The 12,536-nt window shown below is 41.6% G+C and carries 11 protein-coding genes; 4 read left to right on the top strand and 7 right to left on the bottom strand.

Annotation, left to right across the window (positions count from 1 at the left end):
• The first annotated feature begins 196 nt into the window (after nucleotides 1-196).
• Entirely contained in the window at nucleotides 197-895 is a 699-nt protein-coding gene (locus PR833_RS15830) for a FadR/GntR family transcriptional regulator (RefSeq protein ID WP_004923944.1), read from the top strand.
• 49 nt (nucleotides 896-944) lie between these two features.
• Nucleotides 945-2,351, top strand: coding sequence for a multidrug transporter subunit MdtD (mdtD, locus tag PR833_RS15825; protein ID WP_272526334.1), 1,407 nt, complete (start codon nucleotides 945-947; stop codon nucleotides 2,349-2,351).
• Here the strand turns inward: mdtD and rbsR are convergent.
• The 6 genes from rbsR to rbsD form a co-directional block, all read right to left on the bottom strand.
• Nucleotides 2,348-3,349: a ribose operon transcriptional repressor RbsR gene (rbsR, locus tag PR833_RS15820; RefSeq protein WP_014657138.1), complete on the bottom strand. Its 1,002-nt coding sequence runs from the start codon at nucleotides 3,347-3,349 to the stop codon at nucleotides 2,348-2,350. The genes mdtD and rbsR overlap by 4 nt on opposite strands.
• Before the next feature lie 3 nt (nucleotides 3,350-3,352).
• Nucleotides 3,353-4,282, bottom strand: a complete 930-nt coding sequence (gene rbsK / locus PR833_RS15815) for a ribokinase (protein ID WP_004923951.1) — start codon at nucleotides 4,280-4,282, stop codon at nucleotides 3,353-3,355.
• 81 nt (nucleotides 4,283-4,363) lie between these two features.
• On the bottom strand, nucleotides 4,364-5,254 hold the full coding sequence (gene rbsB, locus PR833_RS15810) for a ribose ABC transporter substrate-binding protein RbsB (RefSeq protein WP_014657139.1): 891 nt from the start codon (nucleotides 5,252-5,254) through the stop codon (nucleotides 4,364-4,366).
• 24 nt (nucleotides 5,255-5,278) lie between these two features.
• Nucleotides 5,279-6,241, bottom strand: coding sequence for a ribose ABC transporter permease (rbsC, locus tag PR833_RS15805; RefSeq protein WP_004923956.1), 963 nt, complete (start codon nucleotides 6,239-6,241; stop codon nucleotides 5,279-5,281).
• Nucleotides 6,238-7,752, bottom strand: a complete 1,515-nt coding sequence (rbsA, locus tag PR833_RS15800) for a ribose ABC transporter ATP-binding protein RbsA (protein ID WP_004923958.1) — start codon at nucleotides 7,750-7,752, stop codon at nucleotides 6,238-6,240. Before rbsA ends, rbsC begins: the two co-directional genes overlap by 4 nt.
• A gap of 7 nt (nucleotides 7,753-7,759) precedes the next feature.
• Nucleotides 7,760-8,179, bottom strand: coding sequence for a D-ribose pyranase (gene rbsD / locus PR833_RS15795; protein WP_272526333.1), 420 nt, complete (start codon nucleotides 8,177-8,179; stop codon nucleotides 7,760-7,762).
• Nucleotides 8,180-8,459: 280 nt separating this feature from the next.
• On the opposite strand from rbsD, the gene ravA reads away from it, so the two are divergent.
• Both ravA and viaA read left to right on the top strand, forming a co-directional pair.
• Complete coding sequence (gene ravA, locus PR833_RS15790) at nucleotides 8,460-9,974, top strand: ATPase RavA (protein WP_004923961.1); 1,515 nt, start codon at nucleotides 8,460-8,462, stop codon at nucleotides 9,972-9,974.
• Between the two features lie 2 nt (nucleotides 9,975-9,976).
• Entirely contained in the window at nucleotides 9,977-11,434 is a 1,458-nt protein-coding gene (gene viaA, locus PR833_RS15785) for an ATPase RavA stimulator ViaA (RefSeq protein ID WP_004923962.1), read from the top strand.
• On the opposite strand, the gene asnA is transcribed toward viaA, so the two are convergent.
• Nucleotides 11,435-12,427, bottom strand: a complete 993-nt coding sequence (gene asnA, locus PR833_RS15780) for an aspartate--ammonia ligase (protein ID WP_004923963.1) — start codon at nucleotides 12,425-12,427, stop codon at nucleotides 11,435-11,437.
• Nucleotides 12,428-12,536 lie beyond the last annotated feature (109 nt).

Below are 12,536 nucleotides of genomic sequence, written 5' to 3'. Positions count from 1 at the left end.
TTGTGACAACGGATGCGCATTATAGGGAGTCAGAAAATTCTAGCAACCCTTATTTTGCATTTTCTTTTCGTTCGCGCTTTTTTTCATCAAAACGGTGATAAATCAACTAAAACAACGGTAGAATTGATTATTTCAGCAGCAATTATCCCCCAACTCACGTAATATAATTGCTCAAGGTTATGTATTGGGACTAATTATGGAATTTAGTGAGCAGCAAACTGCTTCGCAAAAAAACCTTTCTTATCTTATTGCCGAACAGCTAGGCCAAGAGATTTTGAAAGGCACTTATTTACCAAGCTCTATTCTTCCCAGTGAAATAGAGTTATCTGATAAATTCCAAGCCAGCCGCACAGCGATTAGAGAAGCGGTTAAGATGTTAGCAGCAAAAGGGATGTTACTTGCGCGTCCTCGCATTGGCACAAGAGTTATGCCTTCATCCCACTGGAATTTTTTGGATCAAGATCTGCTTAAATGGTGGATAAGCAGTGATGAACAAACGGTCGTTATTAGGCATTTTCATGTTGTAAGACTCGCGATTGAACCGCAAGCTTGCTACCTTGCCGCAAAACATGCCACAGACAAGCAAAATAATTTACTCAAAGCACTCGCCAATGAAATGCAATTATTAGAAAAGCAATTTGATAGGCAACGTTGGATAGATGTTGATCACCGTTTTCATCTAACGATTTATGAAGCTTGTGCCAATCCATTTTTGATCTCCTTTGCCAATTTATTCCGTTCTGTCTATCAATTCTATTTTGATGCGATTACAGAAAATGACGTTATTGAAGTAGACATTCATCAGCAACTGGCAAATGCCATAATAAAAGGTAATAGCGCCAAAGCGTTTGATCTCTGCTATAAGTTATTAACTATTACTGGAAAACAAACCTAACACGATAACTTTCCATGTTTGCTTTAACTTTTTATTTAATAGGTTACCGATGTTAAAAACAGCTAAAAGCATGTCAGGCCTTCCATGGATAGCCGCAATGGCATTTTTCATGCAAGCCCTTGATGCAACCATTTTGAACACGGCGCTACCTGATATCGCCAAAAGCCTCCACCATTCACCACTCGCCATGCAATCTGCGATTGTCAGTTATACATTAACAGTTGCATTATTAATTCCTGTGAGTGGATGGTTTGCAGATAGGTTCGGCACTCGTCGCATTTTTATTATCGCTGTTTCACTGTTTTCCTTTGGTTCCCTTCTTTGTGCACTATCACCGTCATTGACATTCTTAGTCACATCCCGCGTTATCCAAGGTATTGGTGGGGCAATGATGATGCCTGTTGCGCGCCTTGCATTGATCCGTGCCTATCCACGCAGTGAATTACTCCCAATATTAAACTTTGTTACTATCCCTGGATTAGTAGGTCCTATCTTAGGCCCTTTACTAGGCGGTGTATTAGTGACTTATGCCACATGGCATTGGATCTTTATTATCAATATTCCGATTGGTATTTTAGGGATCTTGTACGCCTTAAAATCAATGCCTGATTTTAAAATGCCAAAACGTAAGTTTGATGTTCTTGGGTTTATTCTCTTTGGCTTTGGTCTTGTCATGTTATCAGTCAGTCTGGATCTCTTTGGCGACAAGTCCTTGCCCGGTTACATTCCAGCATCCATCGTACTCGGTGGTTTTGTATGCCTATTTCTTTATGTTTTTCATGCTCGACGTATAAAACATGCCATCATTCCACTAAATTTATTTAAAACCCGTACTTTTAGTATTGGTATTAGCGGTAATATTGCCACTCGATTAGGGACAGGAAGTATTCCATTTTTGATGCCATTAATGTTGCAGGTTGGTTTTGGCTACGAAGCGGTTATCGCCGGTATGATGATGGCTCCAATGGCTATAGGGTCAATTATCGCAAAATCAGCAGTAACTCGGATACTGACTCGCTTTGGTTATCGAAAAACACTGTTTACCGTGACGGTCATTATTAGTTTTATGATAGCTCAGTTTTCTCTCCAGACTCCGACTATGTCTATCTATTTACTGGTGATACCTCTATTTGTGCTTGGGATGGTTATGTCAACGCAATTTACTGCGATGAATACGATTTGCTTAGCTGATTTAACAGATAATAATGCCAGTGCGGGGAATAGTATGTTAGCGGTGACTCAACAGCTATCGATCAGTTTTGGTATTGCAGTCAGTGCGGCAATATTGAGCTTCTATGAAGGCTTACCACATGGGAATACTGTAGATAATTTCCATTACACCTTTATAACTATCGGTGCCATTACATTACTTTCTGCATTTGTCTTCTTGTTGTTGAAGAGAAGTGATGGTCAAAACTTAATAAAAAATAAGTCTAAACCATCAGATAAGAACTAATTTCGTTTAACGGATTGGCGCTCAACCAGTTTGGGCGTCAACACCAAAACGTTAGCGTCGGCTTCAGGGTTATCCATTCGAAAAATAAGCTGGTCGACAGCCAATTTACCCAATTCATCTTTTGGTTGATGAATCGTCGTTAATGGCGGGATCATATAAGGTGATAAGTCGATATCATCGTAGCCAATGATTGAGATATCATCAGGTACTTTCAGCCCTTTACGAAATATCGCCTGATAAGCGCCAACGGCCATGGCATCATTCCCGGCAAAAATAGCTTTAGGTGGGTTAGCAAGCGCCAACAGTTTATTCATTGAATTAAAGCCACCAGCAAATTCAAAATCACTAAAAATAATATATTCATCAGGAATATTCAGCGATGCTTGCTTCATCGCCTGCATGAAACCTTGGAAACGCGCACGTGCTGGTGATTTGTCTTGGGGGCCTGCGATGCAAGCAATTTGGGTGAACCCCGCATCAATTAAATAACGTGCGGCAATCTCCCCGCCAAGAAAAGAGTTATCTTGAATAATATCGCCATCAGACTCAAAGGGAGACCAATCCATCATCACGGTAGGCACTGCGGGATAACGGGAAAGAACCTCTTTTGATGGCCCCTGAACTTCTGTACACATCATCAGTAAACCATCAACGCGTTTCTGTAATAGTGTTTCTAAACTATGATTCATCCGCTGAAGGTCGCCTTCAGTATTACAGAGGATCAAACTATAACCACGTTCATAACAACTGCGCTCAACCCCACGAACCACTTCTGCATAAAAAGGGTTATTACTGGTTGTCAGTAACATACCTATCGTATTAGTACGATTCATTTTTAAGCTACGAGCTAACGCCGATGGAGCATAATTTAGCTGCTCAATCGCATTTTTGACTCGTAATGTCACACTTTCGCTGACATAGCGATTTTGGTTGATGACATGAGAAACGGTGGATGTCGACACGCCAGCAAGGCGCGCAACATCTTTCATTGTTGCCACAAGCTATTCCTGTTGAGTTAAAAATGCATCGATTTCATTGCGCCATGGTACAGAGGGTTGTGCACCGGGTCGAGTTACCGCAATTGCAGCCGCTGCATGAGCGAAAACAATAGCCTCAGCATCACTTTTCCCTTCAAGTAAAGCGGTAACATAAGCGCCATTAAAGGTATCCCCTGCCGCAATTGTATCGACGGCTTTCACTTTAAATCCAGCGATAATTTTACCTGTTGAACCTTTTTCACTATACCAAACGCCTCTCGCCCCTAACGTAATCATGACTTTACTGATACCTTTATCATGCAATACTTGAGCTGCCGCTTGTGCGCTCTGATCATCTTTGACGGTAATTCCAGTCAAATGCTCCGCTTCTGTTTCATTTGGCGTAATAATATCGACTAAAGCAAGTAACGAGTCAGGAAGAGCTTGGGCAGGTGCAGGGTTTAAGATGACTTTTGTACTGTTTTTTTGTGCAATTTCCGCTGCTAACTGAACCGCTTCAATAGGGGATTCTAATTGCATCAGTACGGCATCTGCATCAATGATTTTTTGCTGATAGTGGTTCACTCTTTCTTTAGTTAAATGCGCATTGGCTCCAGCATGGATACCAATTACGTTTTCACCTTGTTGGTTTACAAAAATCAGTGCAACACCCGTTGTTTCATTATCAACGACATCAATACATTCAACATCAATATGATCATTTTTGAGCTGCGTTTTGATGCTTTGCCCAATGCTATCGTTACCGACGCAAGCAATAAATGTTATGTCAGCACCACTTCGTCCAGCAGCAACCGCCTGATTCGCACCTTTACCACCAAAAGCAACCTGATAGTGATTACCTCTAACCGTTTCTCCCGGTTGCGGAAATTGCCCGATGTTTAGAATATGATCAGCATTGATACTACCTAAAACCACAAGTTTAGCTGCGCCCATAACATTTATTTCCTTTTGCCTTTTTTATTTTATTCGCAAATAGAGCAAACCGCCGTTAAGGATAACGGCGGTTAATCTTTATTACTTTTTAACAACCAGTTCTAGTTCTACAGGTACTGTTGGCTCGACCTTTTCACCTTTCAAAACTTTATCGGCGATTTGTACACCTACAATGCCAATTTGATCAGGGCGCTGTGCAATTGTTGCGCCTAGTTTGCCCCCTTCAACCGCTTTAATACCATCATTGGTTCCATCGAACCCGACAACTAATACATCATCACGTCCTGCGGTTTGTAACGCTCTTAGCGCCCCTAATGCCATTTCATCATTTTGAGCAAATACCGCTTGCACAGTAGGATGCGCTGTCAGTAGGTTTTGCATCACGTTTAAGCCTTTTGTTCTATCGAAATCAGCAGGCTGGCTGGCTAATACATTAAATTTATGCTCTTTTGCACCGGTATTAAAACCTTCACCGCGTTCACGAGCAGCGGAAGTTCCTGTGATCCCTTCGAGTTGGATCACTTTGGCGTCGTTACCTGTTTTTTCAGCGATAAAATCTGCCGCCATCTTACCGCCCATTCGGTTATCAGAAGCGACATGACTGACTACATCACCTTTGTTAGCTGCGCGGTCTAGGGTGATAACAGGAATTTTTGCTTTATTGGCCATGATAATGGCATTCCCAACCGCATCTGAATCGGTCGGGTTAATCAACATGAGTTTAGTGCCACGAACAGTTAAATCTTGAACGTTAGCTAGCTCTTTAGCAGGGTTATCTTGAGAGTCGAGTACTATTAGTTCGTAACCTAATTTATCGGCTTCTTTTTGAGCACTATCTTTCATTGTCACAAAGAACGGGTTGTTCAGTGTGGAAATAACCAGAGCGATACTTTCTTTCGCCATCGCATTAACACTCACAGTAGCACTTAAAGCGACGGCTGATAGCAAGGTTGCGAGTTTTTTCATTTTCATAATCGTATTCCTGTAGGGTATAAGTTACTTTTTATTATCAACGAGTACGGCAAGTAAGATGACAACCGCTTTTACAATCATTTGATAGTTTGATGATATACCTAGTAAGTTTAAGCCATTATTGAGAAAACCTAAGATAAGAGCACCAATCAAAGTTCCAACAATGCGTCCTTTACCACCAGCCAGACTTGTACCGCCAAGAACAACAGCGGCAATTGCGTCAAGCTCATAACCATTACCAGCCATTGGTTGCGCTGACGACAGTCGAGCAACTTCAATAACACTCGCCAATGCCGCTAATAATCCACACAGGGCATAGACAATAATTTTAATTCTGTCGACATTAATGCCAGATAAGCGCGTCGCGGCTTCATTTCCACCCAATGCGTAGATATATCGACCCAAACGGGTGTGGTGTAATAGATACCATGCCGCGGCAAACACAATGATCATCAACCAAACAGGGGTCGGGATCCCGAAGGGACGACCAATACCAAACCAGCCGAAAAGATCCGCATTATCACTGAAACCTGTATTGATCGGGCTACCATCGGTATACACACGTGTCACCCCCCGCAATAACAACATCATGACTAATGTCGCAATAAAGGCTTGAACTTTACCTTTGGCGACAATCACCCCCGTACAAGCACCAATAGCAGCCCCAAGGGCTAATGCTCCCGCAACGGCGACGAAGGCATTCACATCAGCCCCCACCATCGATGCCGCAACAGCCCCTGTTAAAGCCAGTAATGAACCAACAGATAGGTCAATACCGGAGGTTAAGATCACCAACGTCATCCCCACAGCCATGATGGCGTTAACCGATGTCTGTTGCAGGATATTAAACAGGTTATTAAGGGTGAAAAAATTCGGGCTAAGGGATGAAACAATGGCAATTAACACTAATAATGCAATCAGTGATTTTTGCTCCATTAGCCATGCTTTACTGAACCAACGTTTTGAGGTTGTGGTATTCGATGTCATTCTGATAACTCCTGAACTGAGCCGTAGCTTTTGCCAACAGCGGCAGCCATTAAGACTTCTTGAGTGGCCTGTTTAGCTGAAAACTCACCGCTAATATGCCCTTCATGCATAACGAGAATGCGGTCACTCATCCCAATCACTTCTGGCATTTCAGAAGAAACTAAGATGATGCTCAGCCCTTCTTTTTTAAATTGGTTAATTAATTGATAGATCTCTTTTTTAGCCCCAACATCCACACCTCGAGTTGGTTCATCTAAAATCAGGACTTTAGGCCTTGTCATCAAACCACGCGCAATCGCGACTTTTTGCTGATTTCCTCCCGATAGGTTGCCAATAATCTGATCCATGGAAGGGGTTTTGATATTAAATAAGCGAATAAAGTCACCGACCGTCTGTTGTTCTTCTTTATGTTTAAGATTGCCGCCAGCACGACTAAAGTAACGAAGTGCTGTCAACGACATGTTCTCTTTGACGGACATACCTAGTACTAAACCGTCACGTTTACGATCTTCCGAGATATAGACAATGCCGTTATTTAAACCATCTTGTGGCGTTTTTAATGAAATACTTTTGCCATCAAGGCGTACTTCACCTGATTTTTTTGTCGCAGCGCCGTAAATGATCTTCATTAATTCAGTACGCCCTGCTCCCATCAAACCAGAAACGCCTAGAATTTCACCGCTTCTCAATGAAAAGCTGGCATTATCGACACCAGGGCCTGATACATTTTCAACCTGTAAGCGAACCTCTCCCACCGGAACATGAATACGTGGGTATTGGTCTTCTAATTTACGGCCCACCATCATTTCAATCAGGGTTTCTTCTTCTAATTCTTTGACGGGTTTTTCACCGATAAATTGTCCATCACGAAACACGGTTACATCATCACAGATTTCAAAAATCTCTTTTAAGCGATGAGAGATATAAACAATTCCACGCCCTTGCGCTTTAAGCTCTTCAATAACTCTAAAGAGTGATGCTGTTTCCGTATCTGTGAGGGCATCCGTTGGTTCGTCCATGATGATGACTTGCGATTCAAAACTTAACACTTTCGCTATCTCAACCATTTGCTGTTCGCCAATAGAAAGCTCAGCGATCAATTGATGGCTGTCATAATCCAAGTTCAAGCGTTTTAGTAGCTTATCGGATTCACTGAACATGGTTTTCCAGTCGATTTTGCCGAATTTATTAACAAATTCGCGACCAAGAAAAATATTTTCAGCAATTGTCAGTTCAGGGATCAAATTAAGTTCTTGATGGATAATACCAATCCCTGCTTCTTGTGAATTTTTAGGGCCATGAAAGACCACTTCTTTCCCTAAATAACGGATAGCGCCAGCATCTTTACTATAGATACCTGTAAGCACTTTCATCATGGTGGATTTACCCGCACCATTTTCACCGACTAGCGCCATCACTTTTCCTGGGTAAACTTTAAGTGCAGCACCGTTTAGTGCTTTTACTCCGGGAAAAGACTTTTCAATGCCAATAAGCTCTAATAAAGGCTGCATACACACCTCAAAACGTCACACCAGAACAAAGGATCACATTAGCAAAAGGTGAACACTCCCCTGTTCTAATCACCGCTTTGCTGTCATGAGTCATTTTTTTAAAGCTTTCATGACTACAATATTCCACTGTTATTGGTTTTCCTTGGGCAAGCTCTAATGCCTGCAAATGTGCCAATATTGCGCGTTCCATTTCAGGATTGACGGTCGTGATCTCGCCAGCCAAAATTGCCTTTTCAATCTGCATCTCTTGAGTAATGACACTCAATACCGACATCAAATCGGGCAAACCTTGTGTAATAGCTAAATCAATACGTTCAACCTGCTGTGGTATAGGTAACCCAGCATCAGCAATTGTGATATGGTCGGTATGACCTAACTTTGCTATCACGGATGTAATATTGGAATTAAGCAAAATACCTTTTTTCATTGTTCCCGCCGTTTCCTTATGAGCGAAACGTTTCGCTAAATCTAATCATAGATAAGAAAATGAACAACACAATGTTGTTGGCTAAGATTTGTGATCGCCATCGAAACGTTTCGTTAACGCCCAAAAGAGAAGAAAAGATGAAAGTATTGAATTAGTTATAGCTGAATCGTTTTTGTTGATAGTAAGTCTAAATCAAAGAAAAATGACAAAATTCGTTGCAAAATTGGCACCTCGATGGATAACCTAGCAATAAATGACATAAATAATAAAAGGAACGAATATGCAGTTAGCGGAAAGAATCGCCCAACTTAGCAATTACCTTGAAAGTGGTTTGTATGAACGCCAGCAAGCAATTCGTTTATGTTTATTGGCCACATTAAGTGGTGAAAGTGTCTTTCTTCTAGGGCCTCCAGGTATCGCTAAAAGCTTAATTGCACGCCGCATGAAGTATGCGTTTCGCCACGCGAATGCGTTCGAATATTTAATGACCCGTTTTTCCACACCAGAGGAAATTTTTGGGCCATTATCCATCCAAGCTTTAAAAGATGAAGGGCGCTATCAACGACTAACAAAAGGCTATTTACCTGATGCTGAGGTGGTTTTTCTTGATGAAATTTGGAAAGCTGGCCCCGCTATCTTAAATACCCTACTCACCGCTATCAATGAACGGAAATTCCGTAATGGAGATGGTGAAAGTGCTATTCCTATGCGTTTATTAGTCACCGCATCTAACGAGCTTCCTGATGCTGACAATAGCTTGGAAGCGCTATTTGACCGAATGCTTATCCGTATTTGGCTCGATAAAGTACAAGAAAAACAAAACTTCCGAGCGTTGCTGACAGGTAAATCCCCCCAAGATGAGTCACTGGTTCCTGAACACTTAAAAATCAGTGATGATGAATATAAAGAGTGGCAACAGCAAATCCCTAAAATTACGCTGCCCGATCACTGTTTTGAACTTATTTATCAACTCCGCCAGCAACTGGATGCCACCGATAAACACCTTTATGTCTCGGATAGACGCTGGAAAAAAGCGGTCTATTTATTACAAGCCAGTGCGTTTTTTAATGGGCGAAATACCATTTCACCCCTTGATATCATCCTATTAAAAGATTGTTTATGGCATGACATGCAATCGATGAATGCCTTACCTCAATTACTCAAGTCCATATTAGAAGAAGATGGCTGGCAACAGAGAAAACTCTCTCGTGAAATAGAAATGCTCTACCAAGAGTGGACCTCATCAACCCAAGATCAAAACAATCAAAATGCTTTTAAGGTCAATAAAAATACGCCAATGTTTGCTCGTAAGCCAACGTACACTCTTCCAGAAAATATCAAAGAGGGGCGTTTAACACTATTTTTGCATAAGCCACTACAGTTACATGATATAAAAGTAACGTTTATTACCACGGATAAAAAGTTACTGACTCATTTTCTAACGAAAGGTACTACTCTATCAGCTCACCTCAATGGTATTGGTTTTGCACAAGAAATTGCTGCTGAAATTAATAACTTAAATCAGATTCAGCTATTAGATGTGAGTCACCAAGCTTCCACTCTTTATTTACAAGAATCCACCACCACCGTCGATAAAACGGATAACACACAATGGTTAGAAAAGCTTGATAAGATCCAACAAGATATTCAATCGGCGCGTTATCAATTTGAACAACAACAGCCCAATTTATTTATTGAATCAAGCTGGCTGGCAGGAATCGAAGGAAGCTTTATGAAGTTAACTGAAAAGCTCACTCAGTTACGTAATCAAATAACAGGAAAAATGGCGGATTAACTATGCTGAGTTTAGCCACGCTAGACTTATTGCTTTCCGTTAATGAAAGCCAGCTTATAGAAGAGATTATTATCTCTCTTCTTGCCACACCTCAACTCGCCGTTTTCTTTGAAAAACACCCTCGACTTAAAAAAGCCCTGTTAAAAGATTTATCGGAATGGAAAAAAGATCTTAAACAAAAGCTGCAAGATGCCTTAGTGCCTGCTCAACTCGCTGAGGAGTTTCAACTTTATCAACAGTCTCTTGGTCAAGCGACTGAGTTATTTTTTAATCAATTACCCGAGATTATTGAAACACTAAAAGCCATAGACTCTCCTTTTTATGCCGAAGCCTGCAAATTAAGTTCAGGTAAAATAGAGAATAAAAGCGCTAGGCAAAGTTTATTTATCCAACGCTGGCGGATCAGTTTGATATTGCAGGTGACAACTTTACATAAAGAGTTATTAGAGCAAGAAAAAGAGCAGTTACTCGCTGAACTACAACAACGGCTCGCGTTAAGCGGTAATCTTGAAGAGATTTTAGGTGAAAATGAGCGGGCTGCTGGCCGGTTATGGGATTTAAGTAAAGGGCTAAATACAGCATCAGCCTATAATGATAAGTTATTGAATCAATATAGTGATTTTTTACGCCAACAACCAGAATTGGAAAAGATAGCTCAATTATTAGGCCGCAGCCAATCTGCTCGCACCCTGCCTGAAGATAGCGTGCTGCTAGAGCCAATGACTATCTTCGAGAAAGTCCCTGAAACAATACCAGAGCAAGTTGATGGATTAAGCCAAAGTGATGACGTATTACGACTATTACCTACCGAATTAGCGATGTTAGGGCTTGAAGAAATTGAGTTTGAGTTCTATCGAAAACTGCTTGAAAAGCAGTTAATCACTTATCGTCTCCAAGGGGAAAGTTGGCAAGAAAGACGAGTATTGCGCCCCGTAACTCACCATCATCATGAAGAGCAACCTAGAGGGCCTTTTATTGTCTGTATTGACACTTCAGGCTCTATGGGGGGAATAAATGAGCGATGTGCAAAAGCATTTTGCCTCGCATTATTAAAAATTGCGCTGGCGGATAACCGTTCATGTCACATCATGTTATTTTCTACTGAACTCGTCCATTATGATTTACTCTCCGTGGATGGTTTAGAGCAGTGTATTCGTTTTTTACACCAAACATTTCGTGGAGGAACAGATTTAGCTAACTGTTTGCAAGAAACGGTCAAAAAACTCGAAACCCCGACATGGTCAGATGCTGACGCGGTGGTGATTTCCGATTTTGTTTCTCAACGTTTGCCTGACGAATTAATCAAAAAGATAAGATCCCTTCAGCAGGTAGGGAAATACCGCTTCCATGCGGTATCTGTTTCAAATTATGGGAAACCCGGCATCATGAAGATATTTGATCATATCTGGCGCTTTGATACCGGATTAAAAAGCAGGTTATTGCGCCGCTTTAGTCGCTAACTACAGCATACCCGCAACAGATTCACGAGTTTCTGGAGACCAAACACCACATTGAACTTGGCCAATGTGCTGACGTTGGAGCAGTAACATCACTAAACGTGACTGACCAATACCGCCGCCGATAGTCTGTGGCATTTTGCCTTCGACTAATGCTTGGTGCCATTCTAGCTCCATGCGCTTTTCATCGCCTGTTAAGCTTAGCTGACGAGTCAGGCACTCAGGGCTAACACGGATCCCCATTGACGAGATTTCAAATGCGTCTTGCAGCACTGGGTTCCACACAATGATGTCACCGTTTAAGCCTTTAAAGCCATCTTCGTTTTCAGTTGTCCAGTCATCGTAGTCTGGTGCACGCACATCATGCGCTTCACCGTTTGATAGCTTCCCACCGATACCGATAAGGAAAACAGCGCCTAATTCTTTAGCAATCGCACGTTCACGGCCTTTTGCATCTAAATCAGGATAGCGCTGTAGCAGTTCTTCACTGTGGATAAAGTGAATTTGGTCTGGCAGGAACGGTGCCAGCCCAAATTCGCTGCTAATTGCGGCTTCTGTTTGTTTTATTGCCTGATAGATTTTACCCACTGTCTGCTTCAGATAAGGAAGTGTACGCTCCTCATCTGCCATCACTTTTTCCCAATCCCACTGATCAACGTAAACAGAGTGGATTGGTGTTAAGCGATCTTCGTCCGGACGTAACGCTTTCATATGAGTGTAAAGGCCTTGGCCTTGTTTAAAATCGAAACGGCCTAATGTCTTACGTTTCCATTTAGCCAAGGAGTGAACCACTTCAAAGGTTGCGTCAGGAATTGATTTTACTTTTACTTGAACTGCTTTTTCATGGCCTGACAAGTTATCCTGAGTTCCATCACCTAAACGGCTTAAGATAGGACCTTGAACTTCAATTAAGCCAAGCTCTTTTTCAAGTAAACGTGAAAAATAAGATTTAACAAAGCTGATTTGCTGCTGTTGTTCGATGAATGATTTGTCCATTTTATTTACCCATAATTTGTTAGCTGCGTTAGCCGATGTGTAGATTAAGCAACAAAACAGGGGTGGAATTCAATATACTTCATTAAAAAAACACTTTCTCATTTATTTT

This window comes from Providencia sp. PROV189, assembly GCF_028480065.1.
GTDB classification, from domain to species: domain Bacteria; phylum Pseudomonadota; class Gammaproteobacteria; order Enterobacterales; family Enterobacteriaceae; genus Providencia; species Providencia stuartii.
The sequence above is the reverse complement of the archived record's forward strand: the minus strand, read 5'-3'. Positions and strand labels throughout refer to the sequence as shown.